General features: G+C 65.2%; 16 protein-coding genes. 13 read left to right on the plus strand and 3 right to left on the minus strand.

What is annotated here, in order from left to right; translation table 11 throughout:
- The first annotated feature begins 76 nt into the window (after positions 1 to 76).
- From ACFFDA_RS09465 to glcF, 8 genes are all read left to right on the plus strand, one after another.
- On the plus strand, positions 77 to 1,675 hold the full coding sequence (locus ACFFDA_RS09465) for an L-lactate permease (RefSeq protein ID WP_404478438.1): 1,599 nt from the start codon (positions 77 to 79) through the stop codon (positions 1,673 to 1,675).
- Positions 1,668 to 2,723, plus strand: a complete 1,056-nt coding sequence (locus tag ACFFDA_RS09470; protein WP_404478439.1) for an alpha/beta hydrolase fold domain-containing protein — start codon at positions 1,668 to 1,670, stop codon at positions 2,721 to 2,723. Before ACFFDA_RS09465 ends, ACFFDA_RS09470 begins: the two co-directional genes overlap by 8 nt.
- A 125-nt stretch (positions 2,724 to 2,848) precedes the next feature.
- Positions 2,849 to 3,805 carry a DUF1080 domain-containing protein gene (locus ACFFDA_RS09475; RefSeq protein WP_404478440.1) on the plus strand — a complete coding sequence of 319 codons (957 nt, stop codon included), beginning with the start codon at positions 2,849 to 2,851 and terminating at the stop codon, positions 3,803 to 3,805.
- A 112-nt stretch (positions 3,806 to 3,917) separates the two neighbouring features.
- The gene (locus tag ACFFDA_RS09480) at positions 3,918 to 4,676 is read left to right on the plus strand and encodes a FadR/GntR family transcriptional regulator (protein WP_404478441.1); all 759 of its coding nucleotides are present in this window, start codon (positions 3,918 to 3,920) and stop codon (positions 4,674 to 4,676) included.
- Entirely contained in the window at positions 4,673 to 6,463 is a 1,791-nt protein-coding gene (locus ACFFDA_RS09485) for an IlvD/Edd family dehydratase (protein ID WP_404478442.1), read from the plus strand. Before ACFFDA_RS09480 ends, ACFFDA_RS09485 begins: the two co-directional genes overlap by 4 nt.
- Before the next feature lie 15 nt (positions 6,464 to 6,478).
- On the plus strand, positions 6,479 to 7,972 hold the full coding sequence (locus ACFFDA_RS09490) for an FAD-linked oxidase C-terminal domain-containing protein (RefSeq protein WP_404478443.1): 1,494 nt from the start codon (positions 6,479 to 6,481) through the stop codon (positions 7,970 to 7,972).
- 2 nt (positions 7,973 to 7,974) lie between these two features.
- Positions 7,975 to 9,081, plus strand: a complete 1,107-nt coding sequence (locus tag ACFFDA_RS09495) for an FAD-binding protein (protein ID WP_404478444.1) — start codon at positions 7,975 to 7,977, stop codon at positions 9,079 to 9,081.
- Position 9,082: 1 nt separating this feature from the next.
- The gene (gene glcF, locus ACFFDA_RS09500; protein ID WP_404478445.1) at positions 9,083 to 10,384 is read left to right on the plus strand and encodes a glycolate oxidase subunit GlcF; all 1,302 of its coding nucleotides are present in this window, start codon (positions 9,083 to 9,085) and stop codon (positions 10,382 to 10,384) included.
- Here the strand turns inward: glcF and ACFFDA_RS09505 are convergent.
- Both ACFFDA_RS09505 and ACFFDA_RS09510 read right to left on the minus strand, forming a co-directional pair.
- Positions 10,378 to 11,124 carry an SDR family NAD(P)-dependent oxidoreductase gene (locus ACFFDA_RS09505; RefSeq protein WP_404478446.1) on the minus strand — a complete coding sequence of 249 codons (747 nt, stop codon included), beginning with the start codon at positions 11,122 to 11,124 and terminating at the stop codon, positions 10,378 to 10,380. The two genes, glcF and ACFFDA_RS09505, sit on opposite strands and share 7 nt — an antisense overlap.
- Entirely contained in the window at positions 11,121 to 11,993 is an 873-nt protein-coding gene (locus ACFFDA_RS09510) for a fumarylacetoacetate hydrolase family protein (RefSeq protein ID WP_404478447.1), read from the minus strand. The genes ACFFDA_RS09505 and ACFFDA_RS09510 overlap by 4 nt, the downstream gene beginning before the upstream one ends.
- A 126-nt stretch (positions 11,994 to 12,119) precedes the next feature.
- On the opposite strand from ACFFDA_RS09510, the gene ACFFDA_RS09515 reads away from it, so the two are divergent.
- From ACFFDA_RS09515 to ACFFDA_RS09525, 3 genes are all read left to right on the plus strand, one after another.
- Positions 12,120 to 12,299, plus strand: coding sequence for a hypothetical protein (locus tag ACFFDA_RS09515; RefSeq protein ID WP_404478448.1), 180 nt, complete (start codon positions 12,120 to 12,122; stop codon positions 12,297 to 12,299).
- The gene (locus ACFFDA_RS09520) at positions 12,299 to 12,685 is read left to right on the plus strand and encodes a hypothetical protein (protein ID WP_404478449.1); all 387 of its coding nucleotides are present in this window, start codon (positions 12,299 to 12,301) and stop codon (positions 12,683 to 12,685) included. The genes ACFFDA_RS09515 and ACFFDA_RS09520 overlap by 1 nt, the downstream gene beginning before the upstream one ends.
- Positions 12,686 to 12,779: 94 nt before the next feature.
- Entirely contained in the window at positions 12,780 to 13,415 is a 636-nt protein-coding gene (locus tag ACFFDA_RS09525) for a hypothetical protein (protein WP_404478450.1), read from the plus strand.
- A gap of 3 nt (positions 13,416 to 13,418) precedes the next feature.
- Here the strand turns inward: ACFFDA_RS09525 and ACFFDA_RS09530 are convergent, their stop codons facing one another.
- On the minus strand, positions 13,419 to 14,312 hold the full coding sequence (locus tag ACFFDA_RS09530) for an SMP-30/gluconolactonase/LRE family protein (protein WP_404478451.1): 894 nt from the start codon (positions 14,310 to 14,312) through the stop codon (positions 13,419 to 13,421).
- A 130-nt stretch (positions 14,313 to 14,442) separates the two neighbouring features.
- Between ACFFDA_RS09530 and ACFFDA_RS09535 the strand changes: the two genes are divergently transcribed.
- Together ACFFDA_RS09535 and ACFFDA_RS09540 are read left to right on the plus strand one after the other, a co-directional pair.
- A complete protein-coding gene (locus ACFFDA_RS09535; RefSeq protein WP_404478452.1) occupies positions 14,443 to 15,171 on the plus strand; it encodes an SDR family oxidoreductase in 729 nt (242 codons plus the stop codon).
- On the plus strand, positions 15,168 to 15,935 hold the full coding sequence (locus tag ACFFDA_RS09540; protein WP_404478453.1) for an SDR family NAD(P)-dependent oxidoreductase: 768 nt from the start codon (positions 15,168 to 15,170) through the stop codon (positions 15,933 to 15,935). The genes ACFFDA_RS09535 and ACFFDA_RS09540 overlap by 4 nt, the downstream gene beginning before the upstream one ends.
- Positions 15,936 to 15,940 lie beyond the last annotated feature (5 nt).

The following is a 15,940-nucleotide window of genomic DNA, read 5'->3' on the forward strand; positions in this document are numbered from 1 at the left end:
GCGGCGCATAAAGCGCGCGGCTCAGCTGTTCAGCCCCCCAAATTATCCTGAGTGATACCGGTGCGGAGTGTTTGCAGTGTTTCATCAATTGCTTACGCCAGTAGGCGGGAGTTTGCTTGGATCGTTTCTGGTTGCGGCGATTCCGGTCGCCGTGGTCCTGATCCTGTTGGGTGTGGCCCGCCGCCCTGCGTGGCAAGCATCGCTGGCCGGTCTCACCGTGACGATGCTGATCGCCCTGTTGATATGGAAGATGCCGATGGGGCTGGCCCTGAACGCCACAATGGCCGGATCGACCTTTGCGCTGTGGCCGGTGATGTGGATCGTGTTCAACGCGCTGGTGCTGTATAATATAGCAGTCGCTTCGGGCCGGTTCGACGCGTTCCGGCGCTGGGTGATCCTGCACCTGCCGGATGATCGCCGTGTGGTGCTGGTGATCATCGGGTTCTGCTTCGGTGCATTGCTGGAGGGCGTGGCCGGATTTGGGACCCCGGTCGCCATCACGAGCGCGCTGTTGATCGCGCTGGGGTTTCCCCCGGTCCAGGCGATCGTGTTCACGGTGATGTTCAACACCGCGCCGGTGGCGTTCGGCGCGCTGGGCGCGCCGGTGACCACGCTGGGTGCGGTGACCGGGTTGTCCGATACCGTACTGGGCGCGATGATCGGCCGTCAGTTGCCGTTTTTTGCGCTGCTGCTGCCGTTTTACGCCATTGCGATCTATGGCGGCTGGCGTTCGGTCAAGGCGATCTGGCCATTGCTGCTGGTGGCCGGCGGATCGTTTGCCGCCGCGCAGTTCGTGACGTCCAACTACATCAGCTACGAGTTGACCGATGTCGGTTCGGCGCTGACATCCCTGCTGTCGAGCATCCTGTTCCTGAGGGTATGGCAGCCCGCGCGGGACGACGAGTTCCTGGTCGACAAGCAATCCGAGGTCGCAATCAGCGAAGTTCCGTTGTGGCAGGGCTGGATTCCCTGGGTGGTCATTTCGGCGGTCGTGATCGTCTGGTCCACCCTCAGGTTTGCCAAGTTCGGCGATATCAAGATCGAATGGCCCGGCCTGCATGACGCCGTCTTCGTGACGCTGTACGGCAAGCCTTATGCCGCCTTGTGGGATTTCCAGCCGCTGGCCACTGGCACCGCGATCCTGCTGGCCGGCGTGATAACCGCGGTTTCGGTGCGGCTTGGCGTGGCGGCCTATTTCAAGGCCGTGAGGACAACCTGGGTGCAGATCCGCCTGGCGATCCTGACGGTGATGGCGATCATCGGCATGGCCTATCTGATGAACTATTCCGGGCTGACCTATACGCTGGGACTGGGTGTTGCCTCGGTCGGGATATTTTTCCCTTTGCTATCGGCATTCCTGGGCTGGGTGGCGGTGTTCATGACCGGCAGCGATACCTCGGGCAACGCCCTGTTCGGCAACTTGCAGGTGGTGGCAGCAAACCAGCTGGGGCTTCACCCCGTGCTGATGGCAGCGACCAATTCGTCCGGCGGGGTGATGGGCAAGATGATCTCGCCCCAGAACATCGCCACCGGTTGCGCCACGAGCGGCGAGAAGGGGCTGGAGGGCACGGTTCTGGCGCGGACATTCAAGCACAGCGTCATCCTGGCCCTGTTGCTGGGATTGCTGGTGCTGTTTCAGCAGTATGTCGCCCCGGGAATGATCCCGCATGGGTAAACGCCTGCGAACATGGTGGGCCATCCCGGCCGGGCTCGCGCTTGCCGGTGCACTGCTGCTGGGCGGTCTGCCGGCGACCGCCCAGCCGGGCGGCCCGGCGATTGCCGAGCACCCCGACGGGGACAATCCGCCACGCCCGTTGCGCGCCTATCCGGGCGGCATCGTCACGACTCCGGATGTGGTCTATCGGACGCTGGCAGGATACCGCCCGCTGAAGCTGGATGTCTATGCGCATGCCGGGGCCACGCGGAAGCGCCGGCTGCCGCTGATCCTGTTTGTTCATGGCGGCGGCTGGTCGGTGGGCAATGCCCGGGCATCCGGGGCGTTTGCGGATTTTCCGGCCGCGTTGGCGGGGTTGGCCCGGCAGGGTTATGTCGTGGCGTCGATGGACTATCGATTGAGCGGGGAGGCGCCGTTTCCGGGCGCGTTGAAGGACGTCAAATCAGCGGTGCAGTACCTGCGCGGCGCCGCCCCGCAATACGGCATCGACCCTGAGCGAGTGGTGGTGTGGGGCGCATCGGCCGGCGGGCAACTGGCTGCGTTGGCAGGGACAACATGCGGCGAGGCTGTGTTTGCGCCCGATCCGGAGCGGCGGTTGGGCAAGCCGGCCAGCACAGGCCCTGCACAATCCGATTGCGTGCAGGGCGTGGTTGCCTGGTACGGTATCTTCGATTTTGCCGAACTGCATGCCGCCAGCCCGTCGGGACCGCTGGCCGACTTGACGGCGACGTTTCTGGGCTGCACCGGTTGGTGCGCCGACAAAGGGCGCGAGGCGAGCCCGACCAGCTATGTCGACCGGAGCGATCCGCCGATGCTGTTGATCCACGGATTGGCGGATACCTTGGTTCCATCGGCCCAGACCGACCGTATGGCCTGCGAATTGCGCGCGGCAGGGGTGCCGGTGGAAACGGCGTTCATTCCCGGCGTGAATCATGGGTTCAACGGCAAGACGCTGGCCGAAACGCGAGCGGCGACGCTGGAGGCGCTGCGCGTGACGACGGCCTTCATCCGGCGGACGGTGGGGTCGGACGGGGCTCGCCCGCGCTGAACATACGTCTTTTTGGGTGGGGTGCGGCGCATTGACAAGTTGTGTCCTGGCTCTAGATAAATACTATAATATCACAAACTGGCGCAAACTGACCGGGCAGGGTGCCTAGGGGTGGGATGGACACAATGAGTTTTTCCAAGATCGGCCTGATGGCGGCGGTAGTGCTGGGCGGCGTGGGATCGCTTGCGGCCGCGCAGGCACCGGCGGTGCCATCGTTTTTCAAGGACTTTCCGCCACCGCAGGTGATCGACGATGTGCCCGCAGCCCTGGCGCAGCGGTTGGTGCTGGGCAAGCTGCCGAAGCCAGCCGGCAAACCGGTGGTACTGTTCGACGGCCGCGACTTGGCGGCGTTCACGCCGTGGCTGGGCTATCCCGGCGGAGGGTTGCAGCCGGCCGGACCCGACGACCAACCCATCGGGCAGGCCGGGATCGGCGATGTGTTCAAGGTCGTCGAAGTGGACGGCGGCCCGGCGATCCGGGTGTCGGGACGCATCTGGGGCGCCATCACCACGCGGCGTGAATACGAAAATTACCACCTCAGCCTGTCGTTCAAGTTTGCCCGTGATCACAAGCCGGGCGTACTGCCCAACAGCGGCGTGCTGTACCATTCCTACGGGCCGGCCGGTGCCTTTGCCGGGACCTGGATGAGCGCGATCGAGTTCGAGGTGGCCGAGGGAATGACCGGGATGATGCTGCCGGTTGGCCGCGAACTAGGCGCAAGCGTGGAGATCGGCACTTATCCCGGCAAGAGCATGTTCGGCGGCGGGCCCTATCGCTACATGCGCGGCGGCAAGCTGGCGGCTCTGCGGATGCCGACCATGGTGGATTCGGCAACCAAGCCCGAACGACCGGTGGGCGAATGGAACCGGCTCGACCTTTACGTGGCGGGCGACAGAGCGGTTCACGTGGTCAACGGTGTGCCGGTGATGGCACTGTCGAACCTGACGCTGAAGGGGCCGGACGGCGCGGTTCGCCCGCTGACGCGGGGACGGATCCAGTTGCAGTCGGAAGGGGCGGAAATCTTCTTCCGGGACATCCGGATCGTGCCGATCCGGACGGTGCCAGAGGTGTTCGCAAAGTAATGGGCTGGCATTGCGGCCGTCAGATTGGAATTGCGCGGCTCCATTGTTAATATAATATGCTTTTTAGAGTTCGCTTGGATCCGGGGCGGGCCAGTATCAGGATGCACCGCAAGTGACAGCGAACGCCAGCAAGAAAGACAGCGACAGCGCGCCGGTACCTACAGAAATTTGGCCATCGACGCACCTGCATATTGCCCGCGCGATCGGCATGGACATCCTGTCGGGCTCGATCGGCGAGGGCGAATTGCTGCCGAGCGAGGCAACGTTGCTGGCGCGCTTCGGCGTATCGCGGACGGTGCTGCGTGAGGTGCTGAAGACGCTGACGGCCAAGGGGCTGGTGGTGTCAAAGACGCGGGTGGGGACCAAGGTGTTGCCATCGGCGCACTGGAGCTATTTCGATGCCGATGTGCTGTCGTGGAAACTGGCGGTGGGATATGACGCGAAGTTCCGCGACGATCTGGCTGAAATTCGGCGCGCAATCGAACCGCACGCTGCCGCGTTGGCGGCGAGGCGGCGCACCGCTGAAGACATCACCGCGCTGCGCGAGGCGATTGCCGCGATGCGGGCGCCGGGGCACACCGCGAAGAGTTTCGCCGTCGCCGACCTGGCCTTGCACCGGGCGGTTGGCGCGGCATCGGGGAACCCCCTGATGCGGTCCATCGCGACGATTATCGAAGCGGCGCTGAACGCCTCGTTCACGCTGAATTCCGCGGTCGAGGAGCCGGATGTGCTGAACGCCAGCCTCGACCAGCACGAGGCGATTGTCGACGCGATCGAGGCCGGCGACGTTGAGGCCGCCGCCGCCGCGATGCTGTGGGTGATCGACCTTGGCACCGCCCGGATCACCGCCGCCGTGACGAAAAACGCATGAGCGAGAGACCCAACCTCCGATCGCGCGCGTGGTTCGATAACCCCGCCAACCCGGATATGACCGCGCTGTATCTGGGGTGGTATCTCAATTACGGGCTGACCCGCGAGGAACTGCAATCGGGCAAGCCGATCATCGGCATCGCGCAGACCGGCAGCGACCTGACGCCGTGCAACCGCCACCACATCGAACTGGCCAAGCGGGTGCGCGAAGGCATCCGCGAAGCTGGCGGAATCGCGATGGAATTTCCGATTCACCCGATCCAGGAAACCGGCAAGCGGCCGACCGCCGCGCTTGATCGCAACCTGGCGTACCTGAGCCTGGTGGAATCGCTCTACGGCTATCCGCTGGATGGCGTAGTGCTGACCATCGGTTGCGACAAGACCACACCTGCGTGCCTGATGGCGGCCGCGACGGTGGATATTCCCGCGATCGCGCTGTCGGTCGGGCCGATGCTCAATGGCTGGTACAAGGGCCGGCGTACGGGTTCCGGCACGATCGTGTGGCAGGCCAGGCAGATGATGGCGGCCGGCGAGATCGATTATGCCGGCTTCCTCGAACTGGTCGCCTCGTCCAATCCGTCGACCGGGTTCTGCAACACGATGGGCACCGCCACGACGATGAATTCGCTGGCGGAAGCGCTGGGAATGCAGTTGCCAGGTTCGGCGGCGATCCCCGCGCCCTACCGTGAGCGCGGGCAGATGGCTTATGCGACGGGCAAGCGAATCGTCGAAATGGTCAAGGAAGATCTGCGGCCATCGCAGATCATGACGCGGGCGGCGTTCCTGAACGCCATCGTCGTCAATTCCGCGCTGGGCGGATCGACCAATGCGCCGATCCATCTGGCCGCAATCGCGCGGCAGATGGGGGTGGAACTGGTGCTGGAGGACTGGCAGGCACAGGGCCACGACGTGCCCTTGCTGGTGAACATGCAGCCAGCCGGCGAGTATCTGGGCGAGGACTTTCACCATGCCGGCGGCGTGCCTGCGGTGGTGGGGCAACTGATCGGGGCGGGGCTGATCGATGAAACCGCGCTGACCGCGAACGGGCGGACCATCGGCGAGAATTGCCGCGACGTACCGATCGTGCTGCCCGAAATGATCCGCGAATTCGGCCAGCCGATAATGCAGAAAGCCGGGTTCCTGGTGCTGCGTGGCAACCTGTTCGATTCCGCGATCATGAAGACCAGCGTGATTTCGCCTGAGTTTCGCGAGCGGTACCTCTCTTCCCCCGGCGACCCGGACGCGTTCGAAGGGCGCGCCATCGTGTTCGACGGGCCGGAGGACTATCACGCGCGGATCAACGATCCCGCGTTGGGGATTACCGCCGAGGATATCCTGATCATGCGCGGAACCGGCCCGATCGGCTATCCGGGTGCCGCTGAAGTGGTGAACATGCAGCCGCCGGATTACCTGATTCGGCAGGGGGTATCGGCTCTGCCGTGCATCGGCGACGGCCGGCAATCCGGCACTTCGGGCTCGCCCTCGATCCTCAACGCATCGCCGGAGGCGGCTGCAGGCGGCAACCTGGCGCTGCTGCGGACCGGGGACCGGTTGCGGGTGGACCTGATCGCGGGCCGGGTGGATGTGCTGCTGGATGATGCCGCATTGGCGGACCGGCGGGCCGCGCTCGAAGCGGCCGGCGGGTATGCCTGTCCTGCCTCGCAGACGCCGTGGCAGGCGATCCAGCGGTCACGCGTGGGCCAGCTCAGCACCGGGGCGATCCTGGAAGGGGCCGAATCTTTCCAGCGGATCGACCAGACATTCGGCGTTCCGCGCGACAATCACTGACCTGGGTTTGACTTGATGTCCGTCTGCATGCCCGCCCCCGATGCTGCCGTGCTATCGCGCCGCCACGAGATTGCGCAGGCGATGCGTGCCATCGTTCCGGGCGAGGGCGTGATCGACCATGCGGACGAGTTGCAACCTTTCGAATCCGACGGGCTGACCGCCTATGCTCAGGTGCCGATGCTGGTCGTGCTGCCGGAGAATACGGCGCAGGTGGCGGCGGTCTTGCGCTGGTGCAATGCCAACGATGTGAAGGTGGTGCCGCGCGGCGCCGGGACTTCGCTATCGGGCGGGGCGCTGCCGCTGGCCGACGGCATCCTGCTGGTCTTGACCAGGCTGAACCGCATATTGGAGCTGGACTATCCCAACCGGGTGGCTGTGGTGCAGCCGGGGGTGACCAACCTGGCGGTATCGCAGACGGTGGCGGCGCGTGGGCTCTATTACGCACCTGACCCGTCCAGCCAGATTGCGTGCACCATCGGCGGCAACGTGGCCGAGAACAGCGGCGGGGTGCACTGCCTGAAATACGGCATGACCGCGCACAATGTCCTGGGCCTGGAGATTGTCCTGATGACGGGCGAGGTCGTGCGGATTGCCGGCAAGGCACTGGAAGCAGACGGGCTCGATCTGCTGGGCACGGTGATCGGGTCCGAGGGGCTGCTGGGGGTGGTGACCGAGGCAACGTTGCGCCTGCTGCCAATCCCGGAAGGTGCGCGGGCGGTGCTGATTGGGTTCGGATCGGTGGAAGCGGCGGCGCGCTGCGTGGCGGAAGTGATGGCGGCCGGAATCATTCCAGCGGGCATGGAACTGATGGATAAGCCGGCGATCAATGCCGCCGAGGATTTCCTGAACATCGGCTATCCGCGCGATGTGGAGGCGCTGCTGATCGTGGAAGTGGACGGCCCGGCGGCCGAGTGCGATTACCTGACCGATCTCATCGCGGAGATCTCGCTGGCCAACGGGGCGACGACGTCGCGCATTTCGAACAGCGAGGACGAGCGCCTTTCGTTCTGGGCAGGGCGCAAGGCCGCATTTCCGGCGATCGGCCGGATTTCACCGGATTACTACTGTGTGGACGGTACGATACCGCGTCGCAAGCTGCCTGAAATGCTGACGGCGATGGCGCAGATTGCCCAGTCGCACGGCTTGCGCGTGGCCAACGTCTTTCATGCCGGGGATGGCAACTTGCACCCGATGATCCTGTACGATGCGAACGTGCCGGGAGAACTGGCCCGAGCCGAAGCCATCGGCGAGGAAATCCTGCTGCTGTGCGTTGCGCTGGGCGGGGTGCTGACCGGCGAACACGGCGTGGGCGTGGAGAAGCGCGACCTGATGCCGGCGATGTTCAGCGAGGTTGACCTTGCGCACCAGCAGCGGGTGAAATGTGCGTTCGATCCGGGGCTGCTGCTCAATCCGGGCAAGATGTTTCCCACGCTGCACCGTTGCGCGGAACTGGGCCGGATGCATGTGCATGACGGCGCCCTCCCGCACCCCGAACTGCCGCGGTTCTGACAATGGTTCAGCCAACAACCGTGGACGAGGTGATCGATGCCGTGGCCGGATCGGCCGGGCTGAACATTCATGGCGGCCGATCCAAGCAGGACATGTGGCGCGAGGCGCCTGACCTGACGGCACTCGATATGCGGGGCATGGCCGGGATTATCGATCACGACCCCGATGAACTGATCATCACGGTGCGCGCCGGGACGCTGCTGGCCGAAGTGGAGCAGGTGCTGGCGGCGCGCGGCCAGATGCTGGCGTTCGAACCATTCGATCACGGGCCGCTGTTCGGGCGCGCGGCGGGGGCAAGCACCATTGGCGGCATCGTAGCGGCCAATGTCAGCGGTTCGCGCCGGGTTAGCGCGGGCGCGGCGCGCGACCATGTGTTGGGGTTCGAGGCCGTATCGGGCCAGGGCGAAGCGTTCAAGGGCGGGGGCAAGGTCGTCAAGAACGTGACCGGCTATGACCTGCCCAAGCTGCTGGCAGGATCGTGGGGCACGCTGGCCGTGTTGACCGAGATTACGCTGCGGGTGCTGCCAGCAGCAAAGGCGGAACAGACGCTGCTGTTGTCCGGGCTGGACGAAGCGCGCGCGGTTGCGGCGATGGGGCAGGCGTTGAGCCTGCCGGCATCGGTTTCGGGTGCGGCGCTGATGGACGGGGTTGCGGCGCTGCGGATTGAAGGGTTTGCACCATCGGTGGTGGCGCGGATCGCGGCGCTGGGGCGGGCGCTGGCCGGATTTGGCCCGGGCACGATCATCGCCGGGAGCGAGAGCCGTGACTGGTGGGCGCGGCTGGCGAGCTTCGGGTGGAGCGATCCGACGCAACCGCTGTGGCGGGTGATCGTGCCGCCGGCAGCGGGAGCCGATGCGGGCGCTGCGCTGGGCGGGCGAAGGGTTTACGATTGGGGCGGTGGGTTGATCTGGGTCGAGGGACCGGCCGCGCCGGATGTGGCAGGGATTGCACGCTCGTTCGGCGGTCACGCAAGGCCGGTTCGCGTGAATGGCCCGGCGGTGGCGGCGGAGGGTGGCGGTGCGCTTGCCGCGCTGAACGCGCGGGTAAAGCTGGCATTCGATCCGCAGGGCAAACTCAACCCCGGAATCAATATGGCTGGAGCGGCTTAGGATGCAGACGCGGTTTCTTCCCGAGCAGTTGGCAGAGCCAGCGACGGCGGACGCGGCGCAGGCCATCCGGTCTTGCGTGCACTGCGGGTTTTGCACCGCGACCTGCCCGACATACGTACTGCGCGGCGATGAACTGGATAGTCCGCGCGGGCGCATCTATCTGGCCAAGGGCATGTTGGAGCAACAGGCACTACCATCGGCGCACGTGGTGAAGCATGTCGACCGCTGCCTGTCATGCCTGGCGTGCGAGACGACCTGTCCATCGGGCGTCAGCTACCGCCGGGTGATCGACAAGGCGCGGGTCTACATTGCCGACAACTACCGCCGGCCCGTGGCGGAGCGGGCGCTGCGTTCACTGCTGGCAGGGGTGTTGCCCTATCCCGGCCGGCTGCGGGCGGCGCTGGTGCTGGCGGCAATCGCGCGTCCGTTCGCGGACCTGTTCGATGCCGTGCCGGCGCTGCGGCCGCTGGGCGTGATGGTCCGGATGGGTGAGCGGCGTAGCCGGGCGGGTGCCGCGGATCCCGCAGCGACGTCGCCGACGCGCTACCGGGTTGGCATGGCGCAAGGCTGTGTCGAGCCGGTGGTCGATCCGGAAATTCAGGCCGCCACGGCACGGCTGTTGGCACGTGCCGGCTGCGAGGTGGTGCGGGTGCCGCACGAAGGTTGCTGCGGGGCGCTGTCGCACCACATGGGCCGCGAAGCGGAGGCGCTGGCGATGGCGCGCCGCGTGGTCGACGGGTGGAGCAAGGCGGGCGACCTTGACGCTATCATCATCACGGCTTCGGGCTGCGGCACGGTTATCCGCGATTACGGCCATATGCTGGCGGACGATCCGGACTATGCCGAGCGCGCGGCGCGGGTTTCTGCGCGGACTTGCGACATAACGGAGTGGATCGCGCGCATCGGGCTGCCGCCGGTGGCGCAGCCGCGCGGCGAGATCGTGGGATATCACGCGGCGTGTTCGCTGCAACATGGCCAGAAGATTAAGACCCCGCCGGTGCAACTGCTGGAAGAGGCCGGGTTTGCCGTGCGCATTCCGGCCGAGGCGCATCTGTGCTGCGGTTCCGCTGGGGTTTACAATATCCTGCAGCCGGAGCTGGCGGATCAGTTGGCTGCGCGCAAGGTGGCCAATCTGGGCGCCCTGGAACCGGACGTGATCGTGACCGGCAACATTGGCTGCATCGTGCAGATCGGCCGGGCGCAGGCGCGGCCGGTGGTGCATATCGCGCAGCTACTGGACTGGGCGACCGGCGGCGCCATGCCCGCCGCATTGGCGGCGACCGTGGCGGCGGGCAGTCAGTAGGTCGAGCGGCCGCCCGAGGCGTCAAACACGGCGGCGGTGCTGAACGATGCTTCTTCGCTGCACAGCCAGCAGATCAGCGCGGCGATTTCCTCCGATTCGCCGAACCGGCCCATCGGGATCTTGGACAGCATGTAGTCCTTGAACTCCTGTCCCATCTGATCGAGCAGCGGCGTGCGGAACACCGCCGGCGTGACGGTGTTGGCGCGGATGCCGGTGGTGGCCAGTTCCTTGCCGAGCGACTTGGTCAACGCGATCACGCCGGCCTTGGCGGCCGAATAGGCCGAGGCCTTGGGATTGCCTTCCTTCCCGGCGACCGAGCTGATCGTGACGATACGGCCGTAATCGGCGCGCTGCATGAACGGCACCACCGCGCGGCAGCTGTGGAAGATTCCGATCAGGTTGACGTTGTTGACCAGCGCCCAATCTTTGACCGGATAGTCGGCCACGGTCTCGTTCGGTCCGGTGATCCCGGCGCCGGCAACCAGCACATCGATCCGCCCAAAGGCGTCGAACGTGGTCTGCGCGGCGGCGGCCACGGCGGACCAGTCGGTTACGTCGACCGGCACCAGCACGGCGTCGGGCAGAAGCGCCCCGGTAGCCGCGAGCGTGGCCTCGTTGCAGTCCCACAGGGCAACGCGGCCGCCCTCTGCGACAATGCGCCGGGCCACGTCGAGCCCGACGCCCGAAGCGCCGCCGGTAATGACGGCGCATCTATCGGTGAAACGCCCGGCAAAGGTCATGCCGTGGACACCTCATCGCCAAGATCGCGGTAGGGCACGACGACCTGGGTCTGTTCGCCAAGGCCGTTGATGCCGAGGCGCATGGTGTCGCCGGCCTTGAGGTAGAGCGGCGGCTTCATTCCCATGCCCACGCCCGGGGGCGTGCCGGTGCAGACGACATCGCCGGGATACAGCGTCACGAACTTGCTGAGGTAGGCAATGATCTGGCTGACGGTGAAGATCATGGTGCGGGTGTTGCCGGTCTGGGTGCGCACGCCATTGAGGTCGAGCCACATGTTCAGATCCTGCGGGTCCGCCACTTCGTCAGCGGTGACGAGCCACGGGCCGACCGGGCCATAGGTGTCGCAGCCCTTGCCCTTGTCCCACTGGGTGCCGCATTCGAGCTGGTAATAGCGTTCGGACACATCATTCACCAGGACGTAACCGGCGACGTGATCGAGCGCGGCGTCCTCGGTCACGTTGCGGGCGGTGCTGCCGATGACGAAGCCGAGTTCGACTTCCCAGTCGGACTTGACCGAGCCCTTGGCGAGCATGACTTCATCGTCCGGGCCGTTGAGGCAACTGATGGCCTTCATGAACACGACCGGTTCCGACGGGATCGCCAGGTTCGATTCGGCCGCGTGATCGGCATAGTTGAGCCCGATGGCGATGAACTTGCCAATGCCATCAACCGGAACGCCGATGCGCGGGCTGCCGGTGACGAGCGGCAGGACCGCCACGTCGATCGCCGCGAGCCGGGCGAGGCCGGCGGGCGAAAGCAGGTCGGGGGTGATGCTGGCCACATGACCCGACAAGTCGCGGATGCCGCCGTCAGCATCGAGAATGGCAGGCTTTTCAAGGCCTCGAGGACCGTAGCGGAGAAGTTTCATCAACTGTCTTTCAGGCTTTGGAAGATTTTGTTCTATTTCATATTATATTACTTATCCTTTGAGGGTCAACCGGGATCGTGCGGTGAACGCCCGGACAAGCCGCCGAAACTTGGGTAGGGAAAGCAGATGGCCATCGTGTCAGCACCAGCGCCGGACGGGCCGGAAGCCCTTGGCGGCAAGCACCACGCCGCGCTCGCCATCTTGGCGACGGTGTTTTTCATGTGGGCCTTCATCACGGTCCTGAACGACATTCTGATCCCGCACCTGAAGGCGGGGTTCGAGCTGAATTATATACCCAGAGGTTGATGATCCAGTTCGTGTTCTTCGGCACGGCCTTCGTGATTTCGCTGCCGGCGGCGAAGGTGCTGGAATGGCTGGGTTACAAGAACACGATTGCGGTCGGGTTGCTGGTTACAGGGATCGGCGCCGCGATGTTCGTGCCGGCGGCCAACACCGCCTCCTACGCCGTGTTCTTGAGCGCGCTGTTCGTGCTGGCGACCGGGATCACTTCGCTGCAGGTGGCAGCCAATCCCTATGTCGCGCTACTGGGTCCGCCGGAAACGGCGTCGAGCCGGCTCAACCTCGTGCAGGTGCTGAATTCCGCCGGGACCACGGTGCGGCCCCTGTTCGGCGGCTGCTCATCCTGTCGCAATCGGCGTCCGGCACCGCGACGGACGGCGGCGCGGTGCTGACGATGGCGGAGCGCATGCAGGATGTCCTGGCGGTGCGCGCGCCCTATATGGGGATTGCGCTGTTCCTGGCGGTGCTGGCGCTGGTGATCTTCGTGTGGCGCCTGCCCGACATTCAACCAAGCCGGAACGGCAGGAACTGGGCGCGGCAGGCGTATGGCACCATCCCCGGCCAGTCTGGGGGCTGGGCGCGATCTTCTTCTACGTAGGGGCCGAGATTTCGGTTGGCAGCTTCCTGATCAACTACCTGACCTCGCCCAGCGTGGTGGTGATCTCGCACGCGGATGCGGCGATCTATGTCACACTGTTCTGGGGCAGAGCGATGACCGGGCGTTTCATCGGCGCGGGAGTGATGCGCGAGATCGCCCCGGCCCGGGTGCTGGCAGTCGTGGCCATTGGCGCGGGCGCGCTGCTGGCGACGACGATCCTGACCACCGGATGGGTGGCGCTGTGGTCGGTCGTGCTGGTCGGCCTGATGAATTCGATCATGTTTCCGACGATCTTCACGTTGGCGATCGAGGGACTGGGCAAGTTGACCGCGCGGGGATCGGCGCTGCTGATCATGGCGATTGCCGGCGGGGCCTTGCTGCCGGTTCTGCAGGGCGTGGTGGCGGACCGTTTCGGGATCAGGATCGCGTTCGTGCTGCCACTGCTAAGCTATGTCTGCGTGCTGCACTTTGCGCGGCTGTGCGGCCGTTTTCCGGTGGGCGCGGCGCGGGCCGTTGCGGCGTGATGCCTAGCCCGCGAAGGGTATCGGCGGGAGCCCCCGAACGCCGGGATCAACTTCGAACAGGCTTCCGGCCAGCGGCTCATCGTCGAGGCCCTTGGCTGCCGAGGTGACGAACAGCCGGTCAAGGTTTGGCCCGCCGAATGCGCAGTTGGTGATCTGCGAGGCGGGCAGCGCGATCGACCGGTCCAGCGTTCCATCGGACAAGAACCGGCTAACCCGGCCGCCTGCCCAGTGCGCGATCCAGATGCCGCCTTCGGCATCGGTGGTCATCCCGTCGGGGTAGCCCTGGTCGTCGGTGAAAGTGAGGAAGGTGCGCTTGTTAGACAATGTGCCATCGGCGGAGAGATCGAACGCGCTGACGATGCGCCGCACGCTGTCGGTGTGGTAGAGCGTATGGCCATCGGCGCTGAAAGTGGGGCGATTGGTGACTGTGTAACCATCATCGTGCCGCGAGCAGTTGAAATCCGGATCGAGCCGGTAGAGTGCGCCGCAGACCGTGGCCTCGCTGGCATCCATCGTGCCTGCCCAGATGCGCCCGGCCGGATCGACCTTGGCATCGTTGAGACGGTTGCCGGGACGATCAGGTTCGGGCGAAACGATGTGTTCGATTTGAAACGGATCGAGCGACAGGCGGGCAAAGCCACTTTTCATGCCGATGATGAAATCGTCGCGCCGGCGGCGTTCGATGATCCAACCGGTCGCTTCGGGCAGGGGCCAGTGGTCGACGTGCTGGCTGGCGACGTCATAGCGGAACAGTCCCTTGCCGATGATATCCACCCACAGCACCGCGCCCAGCCGGGGCGACCAACAGACGCCTTCGCCGAGCTGGTCATGCTGCGGGCGGGCGATGACTTTCACGGTTGATTGGGCAGGTGCGGCGGGGTTCACGCGTGATTCCATTTCAGGCTCATCAAATTATCATATAATAGCATTTTCATTGATTATCACGGCGGGGCTGATAGTCCGGGGGGATAGCCTGCCGTGCGCCATGCTGCACGAAGGTAGACCAGACGCAACGACAGGGTGAGAGATGGACCGGCTTAAAGGCAAGACGTGTTTTGTGACCGGCGCGGCGCAAGGGATTGGCCGCGCGATTACGGAGCAGTTCCTGGCGGAGGGCGCGGCCGTGATCGGCGCGGACTTGCGGTTTGGTGAAATGCCGAGCCATCCCGCGCTGACCTGTGTGGTTATGGATGCGTGCGATCCGGCGGCTGTTGCGGCTGCTGCTGCGGCACATCCCGAAGTTTCGGTACTGGTCAACTGTGTGGGGTATGTTGTTAACGGGTCGCTGCTGGATTGCGCACTGGAGGATTTCGACCGCAGCATCACGATCAACGTTCGGTCGATGATGATCGTCACGGGGGCGTTTCTGCCGGCGATGATTGCGCGCAAAGCCGGCTCCATCGTCAACATTGCGTCGATCGTGTCTTCGATCAAATCCGCGCCCAACCGGTTCGCCTATGGCACCAGCAAGGCGGCGGTGCTTGGGCTGACGATGTCGGTGGCGCGCGATTACCTGGAGCATGGCATTCGCTGCAACGCGATCAGCCCCGGCACGGTGGAGACACCGTCCTTGCAGGAGCGCATCCTCGCGACCGGCGACGAGGTGGCGGGGCGCAAGGCGTTCGTCGCGCGGCAGCCGATGGGCCGGCTGGCGACCTCCGACGAGATCGCCGGGAGCGCAGTGTTGCTCGCGTCGGACGAGGCATCGTATATGACCGGCACCAACATCATCATCGACGGAGGGTGGAGCCTGTGACCAAGCCGCTTGCGATCATCACCGGGGGCAATACCGGGATTGGCCGCCATCTGGTGACCCGCTTTGTCGGGGAAGGTTATGCGGTGGCGTTCAGCTATCGCGGCGCGCCGGAAGCGGCCGCAAGCCTGACCGCCGAACTGGGCGAGGCCGTGCTGGGGATCGAGTGCGATGTGGGCGTCAAAGCGCAGGTCGACGCGTTTTTCGCCGCTGCCACCAAATGGCATCCCGCAGCGCCGCACGTGCTGGTGAACAACGCCGGCATCCAGACCCATGCCAAGCTGGTCGACCTTTCCGAGGAAAGCTGGGACAACGTCATCCGGACGAACCTGAAGGGCTGCTTCCTCAACACGCAGGCGGCGGCGCGGTGGATGATCGAGGGCGGACGCGGCGGTTCCATCATCAATATCGGCTCGGGCTGCAACAAGCTGGGGTTCCCCCGGCTGGTCGATTACACCGCGTCCAAGGGCGGGATCGAGCAGTTCACCAAGGTGGCCGCGGTGGAACTGGGGCCGAACGGGATCACAGTGAACTGCGTCGCGCCGGGTGCGATCGCCACCGAGCGGACGTTGCGTGACGATCCCGATCATACGGCGATCTGGTCTCCCATCACGCCGCTGCGCCGGCCGGGCAATCCCGAGGATGTGGTCGGCGTGGTGCTTTTCTTCGCCAGCCCGGCCGCGTCGTTCGTGACCGGGCAAACGCTGTGGGTGGACGGGGGCGCTTTTACGCGGCCCAACTGGCCGCATATCGAACAGGACGACTGAATTTT

The sequence above is a fragment of the Novosphingobium sp. BL-52-GroH genome (genome assembly GCF_044813085.1).
Classification (GTDB): Bacteria; Pseudomonadota; Alphaproteobacteria; order Sphingomonadales; family Sphingomonadaceae; genus Novosphingobium.